Here is a 15,596-nt window from a genome sequence, read left to right as displayed (position 1 = left end):
GCCATGACCGCAGGTGAGGCACCAGTCCCTCCTCCGGACCCTGCCTGCCCGGGGCTCCCAGAGCCGCTCGCCCGGACCCTGGCGGACTACGAGCGCCACCTCGCCGCCGAGCGCGACCTGGCGCCGCACACGGTGAAGGCCTACGTCGGTGACGTCGGCGGTCTGCTCGACCACGTCTCCCGGCTCGGCCTCACCGACGTGGCGGAGATCGACCTGCGGACGCTGCGCAGCTGGCTCGCCAAGCAGCAGACCTTGGGTCTCTCGCGCACCACGATCGCTCGTCGGGCCACGTCCGCCCGGGTGTTCACGGCGTGGCTCGCCCGGACCGGTCGCGCGGCCACCGACGCCGGCTCGGCGCTGGGCTCGCCCAAGCCGCACCGGACGCTGCCCGAGGTGCTGCGCGTCGACCAGGCCCGGGACCTGATCGCCGCGGCCACGGCCCTGGCCGACGACGGCAGTGCCGTGGGCCTGCGCGACGTGGCGATGCTCGAGCTGCTCTACGCGACCGGCGTGCGCGTCGGCGAGCTGTGCGGGCTCGATGTCGACGACGTCGACCGCGACCGCAACCTGCTCCGCGTGCTCGGCAAGGGACGCAAGGAGCGCACCGTCCCCTTCGGCCGGCCCGCGGCCGAGGCGCTCGACGCCTGGCTGGTCCGCGGTCGGCCGCAGCTGCGCCGGGAGGGCTCTGGTGCCGCGCTCTTCCTCGGCTCCCGCGGTGGGCGGATCGACCAGCGGGCGGTGCGCACGCTGGTGCACCGCCGGATCGCCGACGTGCCGGGAGCGCCGGACCTCGGCCCGCACGGCCTGCGCCACACCGCGGCGACGCACCTGCTCGAGGGCGGTGCCGACCTCCGGTCGGTCCAGGAGCTCCTCGGGCACGCCTCCCTGGCGACGACGCAGCGCTACACCCATGTCACCACCGACCGGCTGCGACGGGCCTACCGCCAGGCGCATCCTCGCGCCTGACCGCGTCAGGGGAGTCCCACCCGCACCCCGAGGGGCCGCCACGGGACCAGGCGTCCCGCCGGCCGGTCACGCCAGAGGGGCAGCAGGCGCACCGGGCCGCTGCCGACGAGGCGCAGCGGATCGAGGTAGGTCTCGCCCCGGAGCCAGCCCCAGTGCAGGCACGCGCGGGGGAAGCAGTGCGAGCCCGCCAGCTCCAGGGCCCCGATCGGTGCGCCGCCGAGCACCTCGTCGCCGACCGCGACCGACGCCGTGACCGGCTCGTAGGTCGTGCGGGTGGGGCCGTGGCTCACCACCACGACCCCGCGGCCCGCGAGCCGCCCGGCATAGACCACGCGTCCCGGCAGTGCCGCGTGCACCCGCTGGCCCGGAGCGCCGGCGAGGTCCACGCCGCGGTGCCCCGGGCCGTAGGGGGAGTCGGGCGGGTCGAAGCGCACCACCACGTCCGGCTCGGGACGCAGCGGCCACACGCCGACCGGATCGTCGCCCGCTGCCGCCGGGGGCGCCGGGCCGGAGGCCAGCAGTGCCGCGAGGAGGGTCACCGGGAGCAGGAGCAGGAGCGGGGTCGGGAGGGTCATCCGAGCAGCCTGCCGGTGGCCCCCGGCGGCCGGCCGTGGTCCGCGCCGACCCTGGGGAGGAGCGGTGCGTCGGGGCGGCGCTGTGGAGAGCTGCCGGCGTCCCGGTCCGCGATTGGTCCGGCGGGCGTCGTACGGCGTAGGCTGTCTCCTACCGGTCCGCCCTGGGCCGGAATTCGCTCGCCTGCAGACCACGACGGGTCCACTCCGGTCCCGATCGCCCGTGGGCGCCGATCCTCAGTCCGTGTCCAGCAAGTCCGGGAACGGTCGGGTCGCGCGCAGACGACAGGACCAACTGAAAACCAAACAGGAGACCCATCATGGCTGTCGTGACCATGCGCCAGCTCCTCGAGAGCGGCGTCCACTTCGGACACCAGACCCGTCGCTGGAACCCGAAGATGAAGCGGTTCATCCTCACGGACCGCAACGGCATCTACATCATCGACCTGCAGCAGTCGCTGGCCTACATCGACCGCGCCTACGCCTTCGTCAAGGAGACGGTGGCCAAGGGCGGGACGATCATGTTCGTCGGCACCAAGAAGCAGGCGCAGGAGGCGATCGCCGAGCAGGCGACCCGCGTCGGCATGCCCTACGTCAACCAGCGCTGGCTGGGCGGCATGCTCACCAACTTCTCGACCGTGCACCAGCGGATCAACCGCCTCAAGGAGCTCGACGAGATCGACTTCGACGACGTCGCGGGCAGCAGCCGCACCAAGAAGGAGCTGCTGCAGATGCGTCGCGAGCGCGACAAGCTGAACAAGTCGCTCGGCGGCATCCGCGACATGGCCCGGACCCCGTCCGCGGTCTGGATCGTCGACACCAACAAGGAGCACCTGGCGGTCGAGGAGGCCCGCAAGCTGCGGATCCCGATCATCGCGATCCTCGACTCCAACTGCGACCCCGACGACGTCGACTTCCCGATCCCGGGCAACGACGACGCGATCCGTGCGGTCGGCCTGCTCACCCGCGTCGTCGCGGACGCCGCGGCCGAGGGCCTGATGGCCCGCTCCGGCGCCGGCTCGTCCGCGAGCCCCGCCGCCGAGGAGCCGCTGGCCGAGTGGGAGCGCGAGCTGCTCGAGGGTGACGCGGAGAAGGCCGCCGTGGAGGCCACCGGTGGCGAGCCGGCCGTCGACGCCCCGGCGTCCGAGGCCACCGGCGCGTCCACCGAGGCCACCGAGGCCGCCGAGGCCGCCGAGGCCGCCGAGGCAACTGAGGCAGGGCAGCCGACCGCCGAAGCTGCTGAGTCGGCCGAGGCCCCGGCCGCCGACGCCCCGGCCGAGGCCTGAGCCTCCGCCACCGTCCGACCCCCGGGCAGCGCGCCGCACCCGCGGCGCGCTGCCCGCACGACTGATCCCAGGGAGAACCCATGGCTTTCACTGCCGCTGACGTCAAGAAGCTCCGCGAGCTCACCGGCGCGGGCATGATGGACTGCAAGAAGGCGCTGGACGAGACCGACGGCGACTTCGACAAGGCCGTCGAGCTGCTCCGCGTCAAGGGTGCCGCCAAGGCCGCCGCCCGCGGTGCCGAGCGCGAGACCTCCGCCGGCCTCGTCGCCAACGTCGGCAACGCGCTGGTGGAGCTGAAGTCGGAGACCGACTTCGTCGCGAAGAACGACGAGTTCATCGCCACCGCGCAGAAGATCGCCGAGGCGGTCAACGAGGGCAAGGCCACCGACGCGGAGGCCGCCAAGGCGCTGCCGCTCGGCGACAGCACCGTCGGTCAGGTCGTCGAGGGCCTCGCGATCACGATCGGCGAGAAGATCGAGCTCGGCGGCGTGGCGTACTTCGACGGCCCGGTCGCGGTCTACCTGCACAAGCGGGCCGCGGACCTGCCGCCCGCCATCGGCGTGATGGTGGAGTACGACGGCGACGAGGACGCCGCGAAGGGCGCCGCTCGCCAGGTCGCGGCCCTGCGGCCGCAGTACCTCACCCGCGACGAGGTCCCCGCCGACGTGGTCGCCGCCGAGCGGGACGTGCTCGAGAAGAAGACCCGCGAGGAGGGCAAGCCCGAGCAGGCGATCGAGAAGATCGTCGAGGGGCGCCTGGGCGGGTTCTTCAAGGAGATCGTCCTGCTCGAGCAGGAGTCGGTCACCGAGAGCAAGAAGTCGGTGAAGTCGGTCCTCGACGAGGCCGGCACCACCGTCAAGCGGTTCGTCCGCTTCGAGGTCGGCGCCTGACCCAGCACAGGTCGACAGCGTGAGCACGGGCTGCCCGTGCTCACGCTGTCGCTTTTGGTGAGGATCCGTGGTGAGGATCGCCACCTCCGGGGCCGGCACGGCCGCCGCCCCGGTCGCGGGTGGGACCCGGTTCGGTAACCTCGGTCGTGGCGGTTCGATTCGACGGAAGGACCCTGGTGGGTGGCTACAAGCGAGTCCTCCTGAAGCTCTCGGGTGAGGTCTTCGGTGGCGGGAAGGTCGGTGTCGACCCCGACGTCGTCCAGGCGGTCGCTCACGAGATCAGGGCCGTCGTCGACGCCGGCGTCCAGATCGCCGTGGTCACCGGCGGCGGCAACTTCTTCCGCGGGGCCGAGCTCCAGCAGCGGGGCATGGACCGCGTCCGTGCCGACTACATGGGCATGCTCGGCATCGTGATGAACTGCCTGGCGCTCCAGGACTTCCTCGAGAAGCAGGGCGTCGAGACCCGGGTGCAGTCGGCCATCACCATGGGGCAGGTCGCCGAGCCCTACATCCCGCGGCGCGCGATCCGGCACATGGAGAAGGGCCGTGTCGTGATCTTCGGCGCCGGCATGGGCCTGCCCTACTTCTCCACCGACACCGTCGCCGTGCAGCGCGCCCTCGAGAGCAAGTGCGACGTCGTCCTCGTGGCGAAGAGCGGCGTGGACGGGGTCTACAGCGCCGACCCGAACCGCGACCCCGACGCCGTCAAGTACGACGAGCTCACCTACGACGACGCGATCGCGCAGGGCCTGCGGATCATGGACCAGACCGCCTTCGCGCTGTGCGGGGAGAACAAGCTCCCGATGATCGTCTTCGGCATGGAGCCCGAGGGCAACATCCTGCGCGTCGTGAAGGGTGAGAAGATCGGCACGCGGGTGAGCGCCGGCTGACCGGCCGAGCCCTCCCACCACCGCAGAAGGAGACCCCCGGTGATCAACGACATCCTCAACGAGGCCGACCAGAAGATGGGCAAGTCGGTCGACGCGACCCGTGAGGAGTTCGCCGCCATCCGCGCCGGGCGTGCCCACCCGAGCATGTTCAGCAAGATCCTCGTCGACTACTACGGGACGCCGACCCCGCTGCAGCAGCTGGCCTCCTTCACCGCGCCCGAGGCGCGGATCATCCTGGTGCAGCCCTACGACCTGGGCGCGCTGCCCAACGTCGAGAAGGCCATCCGTGACTCCGACCTGGGGGTCAACCCGGCGAGCGACGGCAAGCAGCTGCGCTGCGTCTTCCCCGAGCTCACCGAGGAGCGCCGCAAGGAGTTCATCAAGCTCGCCAAGGAGAAGGCCGAGGGCGGCCGGGTCGCCGTACGCCAGGTGCGCCAGAAGGCCAAGCAGAACCTCGAGAAGCTGGAGAAGGACGGCGAGGCCGGCAAGGACGACGTGACCGGGGCCGAGAAGCGCCTCGACGGCCTGACCAAGAAGCACACCGACGCGATCGACGAGATGCTGAAGCACAAGGAATCGGAGCTGCTCGAGGTCTGAGACCCCGGGCGACCACCGATGACCGACACCCCACCCTCGACCGACGCTGCGCAGAGCCAGCCGGCGAAGAAGGACCACGGCCGCGCCGGTCGGGACCTGAAGGCCGCCGTCGCGTCCGCCGTCGTCCTGCTCGCCGCCGTGGCGGCCTCGCTGGTCTTCTGGAAGCCGGCGTTCATGGTGATCGTCGCGGTCGCCGTGGTCGTCGCGGTGTGGGAGCTGCGCCGGGGACTGCTCGCGAAGGGGATCGACCTCCCCGAGCAGCCGCTCATGGTGGGTGGCGTCGTGATGGTCGTGGTCGCCTACGTGTGGGGCGCCGAGGCGTTGGTGACGGCGACCGCGGTCACCGCGCTCGTCGTGATGCTGTGGCTGCTCCGGCGAGGTGTCGACGGCTACGTCCGCACCGCCACGGCGTCGGTCTTCGCGCTGATCTACCTGCCGTTCCTCGGCTCGTTCGTGGCGCTGATGCTGGCGGAGGGCGGCCTCGGCGGCGGGGGGCTGGACGACGACGGCGTGAAGGGCATCATCACCTTCATCCTCGTCACCATCGCCTCCGACATCGGCGGGTACGCCGCGGGTGTGCTCTTCGGCAAGCACCCGATGGCGCCGGTGATCTCGCCCAAGAAGTCCTGGGAGGGCTTCGCGGGCTCGGTGCTCGCCACCGTGGGAGCCGGCCTGGCGCTGGTGGTCTACCTCCTCCACGGTGAGTGGTGGATCGGTGCCTGCCTCGGCCTGATCGCGGTGGTGATGGCCACGCTCGGCGACCTCTGCGAGTCGGTCATCAAGCGCGACCTGGGCATCAAGGACATGAGCCAGGTCATCCCGGGGCACGGCGGGCTGCTGGACCGGCTCGACTCCCTGCTGGCGACCATCGCGCCGGTGTGGCTGCTCCTCCACTACGCCGTCTTCACCTGATCCCACGGAGGAACGTCATGGCCGGAGACCGCGGCGAGCGCCCCATCGAGCCAGGCGTGCGGACCGACTTCCGCTCGGCGATGGACTACGGCGCCTACCTCGACCTGGACCGGCTGCTGTCGGCCCAGCACCCGGTGAGCGAACCCGAGCACCCCGACGAGCTGCTCTTCATCGTCCAGCACCAGACCACTGAGCTGTGGTTCAAGCTCGTGCTGCACGAGCTCCGCGCCGTCCGGCGCTACCTCGACGACGACAACGTCAGCCGGGCCCGCAAGGCGCTGGCCCGGGTCAAGCACATCTTCCGCACGCTGGCCGAGCAGTGGTCGGTGCTGGCCACCCTGACGCCGACCGAGTACTCCGAGTTCCGGGGGTTCCTCGGCGCCTCCTCCGGCTTCCAGTCGCACCAGTACCGCGCCGTGGAGTTCATCCTCGGCAACAAGAGCGCCGGCATGCTCGAGGTCTTCGAGGCGAGACCCGAGGTGCACGCCGAGCTGGCCGAGCTGCTCGAGACGCCGACCGTGTACGACGCGTTCCTGCGCCACCTGTCGCGGCAGGGGCACCCGGTGCCGTCGGCGGTGCTGCACCGCGACGTGCGCACGCCGTGGGTGGAGGTGCCGGAGCTGGTGCCGGTGTTCGAGCGGATCTACGACGACACCGCCGCCCACTGGCCGGCGTACGCCACCTGCGAGGACCTGGTGGACCTGGAGGACGCCTTCCAGTTCTGGCGCTTCCGGCACCTGCGCACCGTGCAGCGCACGATCGGCTTCAAGACCGGCACCGGCGGCAGCTCCGGCGTCGACTTCCTCAAGCGGGCGCTGGACCTGACCTTCTTCCCCGAGCTCTACACCCTGCGAAGCGGCATCGGTGGCTGACGGCCGGCGCCCCGGCGCCACCACCGCACCGACAGCGCCGACCGCACCCGCAGCACCGACCGCACCGACAGCGAGGAGACCCGTGCCCACCGATGACGTGCTCCGGCTGCTGCCCCGCCACCTGGTGGAGGAGGCGGCACGGCTCGACGCCGCCGACCCGCTGGGACGCTACCGCGACCGGTTCGTCCGGTCCGACGGCGTGATCGCCTACCTCGACGGCAACTCCCTGGGCCGCCCGCTGCAGGCCACCCGGAGCCGGCTGGCGGAGTTCGTCGACGGCGAGTGGGGCGACCGGCTGATCCGCGCCTGGGACGAGCAGTGGATGGACCGGCCGACGGAGCTCGGCGACCTCCTCGGCAGCGCGGTGCTCGGCGCGGCCGCCGGCCAGACGGTGGTCGCCGACTCCACGACGGTGATGCTCTACAAGCTCGTCCGGGCGGCCGTCGCGGCTCGGCCGGGACGTAGCGAGATCGTCGCGGACACCGAGAACTTCCCGACCGACCGGTTCGTCGTCGACGCCGTCGCGGCGGAGGCCGGCCTCTCGGTGCGGTGGATCTCGCCGGATCCGGCGACGGGTGTGCTGCCCGACCAGGTCCGCGCCGCGGTGACCGAGCGCACCGCGCTGGTCCTGCTGAGCCACATCGCCTACAAGTCGGCGTTCATCGCCGACCTGCCGGCCATCACCGCCGCCGCACACGAGGAGGGTGCCCTGGTGCTCTGGGACCTGTGCCACTCCGCGGGTGCCGTCGAGCTCGCCCTGGACCGGGACGGGGTCGACCTCGCCGTCGGGTGCGGCTACAAGTACCTCAACGGCGGTCCGGGCGCGCCCGCCTTCGGCTACGTGGCGGCGCGGCTGCAGGACCAGCTGACCCAGCCCATCCCGGGGTGGATGGGGCACGCCGACCCGTTCGCGATGGGACCGGCCTACGAGCCGGCGACCGGCATTCGTCGCTTCATCAGCGGGACGCCGCCGATCCTCGGCATGGTCCCGCTCCAGGACATGGTGGTCCTGCTCGAGGAGGCCGGCATGGCCGCGGTCCGCGAGAAGTCCCAGCGGCTCACGGACCTCGCCGTACGGGTCGCCGACGAGGCGCTGGCTCCCCGGGGCGTCACCGTGGCGTCGCCGCGCGACCCGGCGGTCCGCGGCGGCCACGTCACCCTGGAGCACGACGCGATGCGGTCGGTGGTCCAGCAGCTGTGGGAGCGCGGCGTGATCCCGGACTTCCGCCCGCCGCGCGGTCTCCGCGCCGGGCTGTCGCCGTTGAGCACGGGCTTCACGGAGGTCGCCGTCGCCCTCGCGCACGTCCGGGAGCTGATCGACGCCGGTGCGCGCTGATGGGGGAGCAGTGAGCCTCGCCGGATACGATCACCCGGACATGGCACAGGCAGTGGAGGACCCGGACGAGGCGAGCACCCGCACGCGCCGCCCGGACTGGTTCCACCGGGAGCACCCGGTCTTCTTCCCGCTCGCCGGGTTCTTCACCGGGATGGTGGCGATCATCGTCGTTCCGGGCCTCTACGCCGCGACGCTGAAGTGGATCGCCGGCTACGAGCGCGCCGAGACGCTCTTCCCGTTCGTGCTGGTGCTGCTGGCGGTGCCGGTGGTCCTGCTGGTGCCCCGCCGGACCCGCCGGTTCGCGCGGTACATGCTGCTGGGGATGGTCGGCACCCTCGTCGTCGTGCTGGCCGTGGCCACAGCCGTGATCTGGTTCCTGCTCGAGCGCGACAGTTAGGTCCGCGACTCCGCGAGTGGGAGAATCGGGCAGGTGACCGAGCAGCCGGAGACCGGGCCCCGCCCGCTCCCCCTCGTCCTCGCGGAGCCGCGGGGACGCAAGAAGCCTCCCCGCCACCTGGCCGACCTCACGCCGCAGGAGCGCAAGGAGCTGCTCGTCGAGATGGGCCTTCCGGGCTTCCGCGCCCGCCAGGTCTCGGCCCACTACTTCTCCCGGCTCGTCGACGACCCGGACCGGATGACCGACCTCCCGGCCGGGCAGCGCGCCGACCTCGTCGCGGCGCTGCTGCCCGACCTGATGACGCCGCTCCGGACGCTGGAGGCCGACAAGGGCGCGACCCGCAAGACGCTGTGGAGGCTCTTCGACGGCGCGCTCGTCGAGTCGGTGCTGATGCGCTACCCGGGTCGGGTGACGATGTGCGTCTCCAGCCAGGCAGGCTGCGGGATGGCCTGCCCGTTCTGCGCCACCGGCCAGGCCGGCCTGCAGCGCAACATGTCCACCGCGGAGATCGTCGAGCAGGTGCTCGCCGGTGCTCGTGCGCTCGACCGCGGCGAGGTGCCCGGCGGCGGCGGTCGGGTCAACAACATCGTGTTCATGGGCATGGGCGAGCCGCTCGCCAACTACAAGGCGGTGCTCGGCGCCGTACGCCGGCTCACCGACCCCGCGCCGGACGGCTACGGCATGTCCGCGCGTGGCATCACCGTGTCGACGGTGGGTCTCGTGCCGCGGATCCGCCAGCTCGCCGACGAGGGCATCCCGGTGACGCTGGCGCTGAGCCTGCACGCCCCGGACGACGAGCTGCGCAACGAGCTGGTGCCGATCAACACCCGGTTCTCGGTGGCCGAGACCGTCGACGCCGCCCACCACTACTTCGAGCGCACCGGCCGCCGGGTCTCGATCGAGTACGCCATGATGCGCGGGATCAACGACCAGGCGTGGCGCGCGGACCTCCTGGCCGACGTGCTCGGCGAGCGCGGGCGGGGCTGGGTGCACGTGAACCTGATCCCGCTCAACCCCACGCCGGGCTCGAAGTGGACCGCCTCGGACCCCGAGGACGAGCGCGAGTTCGTCCGCAGGCTCGAGGCCAAGGGCGTGCCCACGACGGTCCGCGACACCCGCGGTCAGGAGATCGACGGCGCCTGCGGACAGCTCGCCGCCGCCCCCTGACCGGCTGCGCCCTGGCTACGCCAGCGGGTTGGCGACCAGCAGCTCCACGTTGCGGTCGGCCGGCGTGCCGGTGCCGCTGCTGTGGTCGTGCCAGTCGTTCGCCGACAGCTCCCGCGCCAGGCCGGCGAGCGCGACCGGGTTGCTCAGGTCGCCGCCGTACGACGCCGGGCCGGCGTGGTCGACCATGGTGGTGAAGATCGACAGGGTGCCGTCCTGGTTGTCGGTGATCTCCAGGATGCGGGCCTGCTGCGGCCAGTCCACGTGCGAGGCCGTGGTGATCTCCCAGAGCCCGCCACCACCGGTGCGCGGCCGGGGGGTGATGGTGTTGCGGTGGGTGTGGCCGTTGACCCAGGCCACCACCTGCTGGTGGGCCAGCAGCTCGTCGAGCACGGCCGCGCCGTCCACCCGCGGCTGGAGGTCGCCGCCGGTGCCGACCAGCGGGTTGGACATGGAGCCGGAGGGGTGGTGGCTGAACACCATCACGATCTTGTCGGTCGACCGCGCCAGCAGGTCGGAGAGCCACGCGAACTGCGCCTGGTCGAGCGACCCGTCGTAGTAGCCGTTGGGGTTGACGGTGTCCATCACCACGAAGCGGAAGACGTCGCGGTCGAAGTGGTAGTAGGCCGTCCCCTGCTGGCGGTTGGCGGTGGTGAAGCCGTGTCCGTGGGGCGCGCCGCCCAGCAGGAAGTGCTGCTCCACGACCTGCTTGCGGCTGAGCAGGCGGCGGTTGAGGTCGGGCGTCACGGTCCGCACGCCGGCGCTGAGGCCGCCGCCGAGGAGGTTGGTGAGCACGGTGGCGGGGTCGTTCAGCAGGTCGTCGAGGAGGGCACCCGGGTTGACCCCGGCCGGGGGCGAGGTGATCTTCAGCGCGCCGGTGGCGATCAGGTTCAGCTGCAGCGTGTTGGCGGGGAAGTTGCCCTGCACGAGCCCGTCGTGGTTGCCGAAGACCGAGTACCACGGCATGTCGAGGCCCTCGGCGGTGAACGCGCGGCGGGCGGCGTCGAGCAGGCCCGGGACCACCGGGAAGCCGTAGTCCTTGCGCGGCAGGTCGTCGGCCTTGCCGGCCGGGGTGCCGTGGGGGTGCCAGTAGGCGGTGTCGTAGTTCAGCGGCGTGCTGTCGGCGACGCCCTCCCAGCGCAGCGGGCTGCCGGAGTCGACCCGCACCGTCCCGCCGTTGAGGACGCCGATGTTCCACCGGACCTCGTTGAGCTGGGAGTTGTCGGAGTTGTCGCCGGTCTGGACGGCCACCGCGAGCGGCTTGCCGGTGACCGGCCCGTTGGCGATCCGGTTGATCGCCCGCACCATCGAGTCGGCGACCTGGCCGGTCAGCATCTCCTGCGCCCGGTAGGAGGAGGTGAAGATCCCGGTCGCCGGCAGCGGCGACGGGTCGTCGAGCCGGTCGGTCCACTCCAGCCGGAGCGGCGACTGTGCGTCGATGATGTGGACGTCGCTGAGCTGGACGAAGGCGAGCATGCCGTTGCGCCGGGCGTGACGGCCGGCCTCACCGACCACGCCGAGGTCGGTGCGGGTCAGGTGCGGCTCGCCCGCGACCTGGATGACCGGCCGGTAGCCGCCCACGCCGGGGGTGCCGGTGGCGTAGCGGGTGCGCAGCGTGGCGACGTTCGCCGGAGCGGCGGTCGCGGGACGGGGGCTCAGCACGCCGGGCGCCACCGTGGCGGCGGCGGCGAGGCCGCCGGCGGCGGCGGTCTTGCGGATCAGGGCGCGGCGGGAGAGGGGGTTCACGGCCGGACAACGACGGGGGAGTGAGTCGGGTCACGTGTCTTCTGCAGTTCACGAGGCGGTCGCCGGACACCCATCCGGCCGTGGGGGAGCGTTGGGCGCGGCTTCCTAGCGTCCCGGCCATGGACAAGCTCCGGGTGCTCGTGGTCACCGAGTCGTTCCTGCCCCAGGTCAACGGGGTCACCAACTCCGTGCGCCGGGTGCTCGAGCACCTCGCCGTCGAGGGGCACCAGGCCGAGCTGGTCGCCCCGACGGGGCCGGACGTCTACGCCGGCTTCCGCCTCACCCGCGCCCGGGGCGCGAACCTGCCGTTCTACCCGGACTTCCGGCTCGGGCTGGAGACCCGGCGCCGGCTGCGCCAGGTCATGCTCCGGTTCCGTCCCGACGTGGTCCACATCGCCTCGCCGGCCACGCTCGGCTACCAGGCGTCCCGCGCGGCCGCCGAGCTCGGCATCCCGACCGTGGCGATCTACCAGACCGACCTGGTCGGCTTCGCCGAGCGGTACGACGTCCCGGGCGGGGTCCGCGCCGCCGCGCGGCTGACCCGCCGGATCCACCACCACGTCGACCGGACCCTCGCCCCGTCGACCGCGAGCATCGAGCAGCTGCGCGACCTCGGCGTGCCGGCCGTGCACCGCTGGGGCCGCGGGGTGGACCTGGCCGCGTTCAACCCGCGCCACCGCGACGAGGCGCTGCGCCGGTCGATCGCCGCGGACGGCCGGCTGCTCGTCGGCTACGTCGGCCGGCTGGCCGCGGAGAAGGAGCTGGACCTTCTCGAGCACCTCGCCGACGACGACCGCTACCGGCTGGTGCTGGTCGGCGGCGGTCCGGAGGAGCAGCGGCTGCGTGCCCTGCTCGGCGGACGCGCCACGTTCCTCGGTCTCCTCCACGGAGCCGACCTCGGTCGCGCCCACGCCTCGCTCGACGTCTTCGTGCACACCGGCCGGTACGAGACGTACTGCCAGTCCGCGCAGGAGGCGCTGGCGTCCGGGGTGCCGGTCGTCGCGCCCGCGGCGGGCGGTCCGCTCGACGTCGTCGCCGACGGCGCCACGGGGCTGCTCTACCGGCCCGGCGACGCGGCGGCCCTCGCCGCGCACGTCGGCCGTCTGGTCGACGACGCGGCGTTGCGCCGGGCGATGGGTGCGACGGCGTTGCGGTCGGTGCAGGAGCGGTCGTGGCAGGCGATCAGCAGTCAGCTGGTCGACCACTACCGCGCCGTGATCGAGGCCCGGGTCGGGCTCCTCGCCGGCTGAGCAGGACGGTCACGACGGGTTGAAGAGGCCCGCCGCCTCCTCGACGGTGTCCACCAGGTGCACGTGCCCCTCCATCGGCCGGCCGCGGGAGAGGGCCTGGAGGAGAGGCCAGGCAGGGAGCCGCTCGGTCCAGTGCTGCCGCCCGACCAGCACCATCGGTGCCACCGAGCCCTCGGCCGCGTAGTAGTTCTCGCAGGCGTCCTGGAAGATCTCCTGCACGGTGCCGCCCGCACCGGGCAGGAAGACGATGCCGGCGTCGCAGATCTGCAGCAGGATCGCCTCCCGGAGCGCGTTGTGGACGTACTTCGCGACCGAGGTCGCGAAGAGGTTCGGTGGCTCGTGACCGTAGTGCCAGGTGGGCACCCCCAGCGACGCCGTGGGCTCGGAGCACAGCGCCAGGGCGTCGCGCGCCGCCCGCACCCAGCCATCCACCGACGGGTGGAACGACGGGACGCGGGCCAGGCGGTCGAGCGCCTCGCCCAGCACCGCGTCCCCGCACCGGGCCAGGCGTGCGCCCAGGTTGGCCGCCTCCATGGCTCCCGGGCCGCCTCCGGTGGCCACGGTGTGGTGGCGACCGAGGAGCGAGCCGAGGCGGGCGGCGGCGGCGTACTCGGCGCTGCCGCGCAGCGCCGCGTGGCCGCCCATCACGCCGACGAGGCTGCGGCCGGTGACCCATGCCGCCAGCGCCCGGTCCACGCCCTCGTCGTGGAGCACCTGTGCGAGGGCGTCGTCGTGGCCCGCACACGCCTGGAGCCACGCGTAGGCGCGGGCGTCCAGGCTGCGCTGGTAGGGGACGGCGTCGTAGAGCTCGTCGGGTGCGTAGAGCGCCGAGCGCGCGCTGTCGATGGGTGCGTGGTCGACGCCGGGCAGCACGAGCGCCCCCTGGGCGAGCACCTGCTCCTCGTCCCCCGGGGCGAAGGTGCAGCCGACGAAGGTGGTGCGGCTCGCGTCGCACCGCGTCAGCGGCGCCGACCGGTCGGACAGGTCGAGCCCCACGAGGCGCCACCCGACCATCCGGCGGGCGCCGGCGGCCCAGCGCCGGTCGAGCTCGGCCAGGGACTCGACCACCACCACGCGGCCCCGGGTGTTCCTCACGTCGCCGGAGGCTACCCGTCCGGCAGCCGGGACGGCGGCAGCATCAGGCGCCGAGGGTCGAGACTCGGTGTAGAAAGTCCGCACCCCTCCCGAGGCCACCACAGGAGCCACCATGACCTACCGACCGGAGACCCTCGCCGTGCACGCCGGCCAGGAGCAGGCCGACCCCGCCACCAACGCGCGGGCGGTGCCGATCTACCAGACGACGTCGTACGTCTTCAACGACACCGAGCACGCCGCGAACCTGTTCTCGCTGGCCGAGCCGGGCAACATCTACACGCGGATCATGAACCCGACGCAGTCGGTCTTCGAGGAGCGGATCGCGCAGCTGGAGGGCGGCGTGGGTGCGCTGGCCACCGCCTCGGGCTCGGCCGCGACGACGTACGCCGTGCTGAACCTCTGCTACGCCGGCGACAACATCGTCGCCCTCTCGACCCTGTACGGCGGCACCTACGCGCTGTTCGCGCACACCCTCCCGCAGTTCGGCATCGAGGTCCGCTTCGTGGACCCGGAGAAGCCCGAGGAGCTCGCGCAGCACGTCGACGACAGGACCCGGCTGGTCTTCGGCGAGACGCTCGGCAACCCGAAGGTCAACGTCATCGACATCCGCGCCTGGGCCGACGCCGCCCACGAGCAGGGCCTGCCGCTGGTCATCGACAACACCGCCCCGACCCCGCTGCTCGTCCGGCCCTTCGACCACGGCGCCGACGTCGTCGTGCACGCCGCCACCAAGTACATCGGCGGGCACGGCACCTCCATCGGAGGCGTCATCATCGACTCCGGCAACTTCGACTGGGCCGCCCACTCCGAGCGGTTCCCCGGCCTGACCCGGCCCGACGGGGCCTACCACGGGGTCGTCTGGACCGAGGCGGTCGGCAACCTCGCCTACATCATCCGGGCGCGCACGGTGCTGCTGCGCAACACCGGGGCCGCCATCGCCCCGCTCAACTCCTGGCTGTTCCTGCAGGGGCTCGAGACGCTGCACCTGCGGATGGAGCGGCACAGCGAGAACGCGCTCAAGGTGGCCGAGTTCCTCAGCAACCACGAGGCGGTCTCCTGGGTCAGCTACCCGGGGCTGCCGGACAGCCCCTACAAGGCGGTGGCCGACCGGATCGGCACCGGCCGCGGCTACGGCGGCCTGGTGTCCTTCGGCGTGAAGTCGGGGCGCGACGGCGGCAAGCGGTTCATCGAGAGCCTGGAGCTGTTCAGCCACCTCGCCAACATCGGTGACGCCAAGTCGCTCGCCATCCACAACGCCACGACCACGCACTCCCAGCTGACTGCCGAGGAGCTGGAGGCCGCCGGGGTGCCCGAGGACATGGTGCGGCTCTCGGTGGGCATCGAGAACGTCGAGGACATCCTCGCCGACCTGGAGCAGGCCCTGGCCGCCGCGAAGTGAGGCACCGATAGGTTCGACGCCCGTGACGGGCATCGGATACGTCGAGACCCAGCGGGGGGGGGGGGGGCGCGCCCGCCCCCCCCACCCCCGCGGAGAACGAGCCGCTGCCCGTGAAGCGCCGCCAGAAGAAGTACGGGGAGACCACCCTGTGGTTCGCGACCACTACGGTGGCGCGATGACGCGCGCGGTGTGCCCCGGCTCCTTCGACCCGGTCACTCACGGCC

General features: G+C 72.5%; 15 protein-coding genes. 12 read left to right on the top strand and 3 right to left on the bottom strand.

Annotated elements, in window-relative coordinates; genetic code table 11:
- Nucleotides 1-3: 3 nt before the first annotated feature.
- Nucleotides 4-966 (top strand): tyrosine recombinase XerC, encoded by a 963-nt coding sequence (locus tag ACPOLA_RS14555; protein WP_435771158.1) that lies wholly within the window; start codon nucleotides 4-6, stop codon nucleotides 964-966.
- A gap of 5 nt (nucleotides 967-971) precedes the next feature.
- Here ACPOLA_RS14555 and ACPOLA_RS14550 read toward each other — a convergent pair whose 3' ends face one another.
- Complete coding sequence (locus tag ACPOLA_RS14550) at nucleotides 972-1,541, bottom strand: murein hydrolase activator EnvC family protein (RefSeq protein ID WP_435771157.1); 570 nt, start codon at nucleotides 1,539-1,541, stop codon at nucleotides 972-974.
- A gap of 317 nt (nucleotides 1,542-1,858) precedes the next feature.
- Between ACPOLA_RS14550 and rpsB the strand changes: the two genes are divergently transcribed.
- From rpsB to rlmN, 9 genes are all read left to right on the top strand, one after another.
- A complete protein-coding gene (gene rpsB / locus ACPOLA_RS14545) occupies nucleotides 1,859-2,824 on the top strand; it encodes a 30S ribosomal protein S2 (RefSeq protein ID WP_435771156.1) in 966 nt (321 codons plus the stop codon).
- A gap of 80 nt (nucleotides 2,825-2,904) precedes the next feature.
- Nucleotides 2,905-3,714 carry a translation elongation factor Ts gene (gene tsf / locus ACPOLA_RS14540; protein WP_435771155.1) on the top strand — a complete coding sequence of 270 codons (810 nt, stop codon included), beginning with the start codon at nucleotides 2,905-2,907 and terminating at the stop codon, nucleotides 3,712-3,714.
- A 176-nt stretch (nucleotides 3,715-3,890) separates the two neighbouring features.
- The gene (gene pyrH / locus ACPOLA_RS14535; protein WP_435771213.1) at nucleotides 3,891-4,604 is read left to right on the top strand and encodes a UMP kinase; all 714 of its coding nucleotides are present in this window, start codon (nucleotides 3,891-3,893) and stop codon (nucleotides 4,602-4,604) included.
- Between the two features lie 42 nt (nucleotides 4,605-4,646).
- Nucleotides 4,647-5,201, top strand: a complete 555-nt coding sequence (gene frr / locus ACPOLA_RS14530) for a ribosome recycling factor (protein ID WP_435771212.1) — start codon at nucleotides 4,647-4,649, stop codon at nucleotides 5,199-5,201.
- Between the two features lie 18 nt (nucleotides 5,202-5,219).
- Entirely contained in the window at nucleotides 5,220-6,113 is an 894-nt protein-coding gene (locus ACPOLA_RS14525) for a phosphatidate cytidylyltransferase (protein WP_435771154.1), read from the top strand.
- Nucleotides 6,114-6,130: 17 nt separating this feature from the next.
- The gene (locus ACPOLA_RS14520) at nucleotides 6,131-6,985 is read left to right on the top strand and encodes a tryptophan 2,3-dioxygenase (RefSeq protein WP_435771153.1); all 855 of its coding nucleotides are present in this window, start codon (nucleotides 6,131-6,133) and stop codon (nucleotides 6,983-6,985) included.
- Nucleotides 6,986-7,067: 82 nt separating this feature from the next.
- Nucleotides 7,068-8,321: a kynureninase gene (locus tag ACPOLA_RS14515; protein WP_435771152.1), complete on the top strand. Its 1,254-nt coding sequence runs from the start codon at nucleotides 7,068-7,070 to the stop codon at nucleotides 8,319-8,321.
- A 40-nt stretch (nucleotides 8,322-8,361) separates the two neighbouring features.
- Entirely contained in the window at nucleotides 8,362-8,718 is a 357-nt protein-coding gene (locus ACPOLA_RS14510) for a hypothetical protein (RefSeq protein ID WP_435771151.1), read from the top strand.
- A 24-nt stretch (nucleotides 8,719-8,742) separates the two neighbouring features.
- Nucleotides 8,743-9,885, top strand: a complete 1,143-nt coding sequence (gene rlmN, locus ACPOLA_RS14505; protein WP_435771211.1) for a dual-specificity RNA methyltransferase RlmN — start codon at nucleotides 8,743-8,745, stop codon at nucleotides 9,883-9,885.
- A gap of 15 nt (nucleotides 9,886-9,900) precedes the next feature.
- On the opposite strand, the gene ACPOLA_RS14500 is transcribed toward rlmN, so the two are convergent.
- Nucleotides 9,901-11,628: a TIGR03767 family metallophosphoesterase gene (locus ACPOLA_RS14500; protein ID WP_435771150.1), complete on the bottom strand. Its 1,728-nt coding sequence runs from the start codon at nucleotides 11,626-11,628 to the stop codon at nucleotides 9,901-9,903.
- A 119-nt stretch (nucleotides 11,629-11,747) separates the two neighbouring features.
- On the opposite strand from ACPOLA_RS14500, the gene ACPOLA_RS14495 reads away from it, so the two are divergent.
- On the top strand, nucleotides 11,748-12,878 hold the full coding sequence (locus ACPOLA_RS14495; protein WP_435771149.1) for a glycosyltransferase family 4 protein: 1,131 nt from the start codon (nucleotides 11,748-11,750) through the stop codon (nucleotides 12,876-12,878).
- 9 nt (nucleotides 12,879-12,887) lie between these two features.
- Here the strand turns inward: ACPOLA_RS14495 and ACPOLA_RS14490 are convergent, their stop codons facing one another.
- Nucleotides 12,888-13,973: an LOG family protein gene (locus tag ACPOLA_RS14490; protein ID WP_435771148.1), complete on the bottom strand. Its 1,086-nt coding sequence runs from the start codon at nucleotides 13,971-13,973 to the stop codon at nucleotides 12,888-12,890.
- A 112-nt stretch (nucleotides 13,974-14,085) separates the two neighbouring features.
- On the opposite strand from ACPOLA_RS14490, the gene ACPOLA_RS14485 reads away from it, so the two are divergent.
- The gene (locus ACPOLA_RS14485) at nucleotides 14,086-15,372 is read left to right on the top strand and encodes an O-acetylhomoserine aminocarboxypropyltransferase/cysteine synthase family protein (RefSeq protein ID WP_435771147.1); all 1,287 of its coding nucleotides are present in this window, start codon (nucleotides 14,086-14,088) and stop codon (nucleotides 15,370-15,372) included.
- Nucleotides 15,373-15,596 lie beyond the last annotated feature (224 nt).

Source organism: Nocardioides proteolyticus (assembly GCF_051280635.3).
Lineage (GTDB): Bacteria > Actinomycetota > Actinomycetes > Propionibacteriales > Nocardioidaceae > Nocardioides.
This window is presented reverse-complemented; position numbering and strand designations above follow the sequence as displayed.

Bases quoted from the DNA above. Each gene is read 5' to 3' on its own strand.
- ACPOLA_RS14555 (WP_435771158.1), top strand. From the start codon at position 4: ATGACCGCAGGTGAGGCACCAGTCCCTCCTCCGGACCCTGCCTGCCCG.
- rpsB (WP_435771156.1), top strand. From the start codon at position 1,859: ATGGCTGTCGTGACCATGCGCCAGCTCCTCGAGAGCGGCGTCCACTTC.
- ACPOLA_RS14485 (WP_435771147.1), top strand. From the start codon at position 14,086: ATGACCTACCGACCGGAGACCCTCGCCGTGCACGCCGGCCAGGAGCAG.
- ACPOLA_RS14525 (WP_435771154.1), top strand. From the start codon at position 5,220: ATGACCGACACCCCACCCTCGACCGACGCTGCGCAGAGCCAGCCGGCG.
- ACPOLA_RS14520 (WP_435771153.1), top strand. From the start codon at position 6,131: ATGGCCGGAGACCGCGGCGAGCGCCCCATCGAGCCAGGCGTGCGGACC.
- ACPOLA_RS14510 (WP_435771151.1), top strand. From the start codon at position 8,362: ATGGCACAGGCAGTGGAGGACCCGGACGAGGCGAGCACCCGCACGCGC.
- tsf (WP_435771155.1), top strand. From the start codon at position 2,905: ATGGCTTTCACTGCCGCTGACGTCAAGAAGCTCCGCGAGCTCACCGGC.
- ACPOLA_RS14550 (WP_435771157.1), bottom strand. From the start codon at position 1,541: ATGACCCTCCCGACCCCGCTCCTGCTCCTGCTCCCGGTGACCCTCCTC.
- ACPOLA_RS14495 (WP_435771149.1), top strand. From the start codon at position 11,748: ATGGACAAGCTCCGGGTGCTCGTGGTCACCGAGTCGTTCCTGCCCCAG.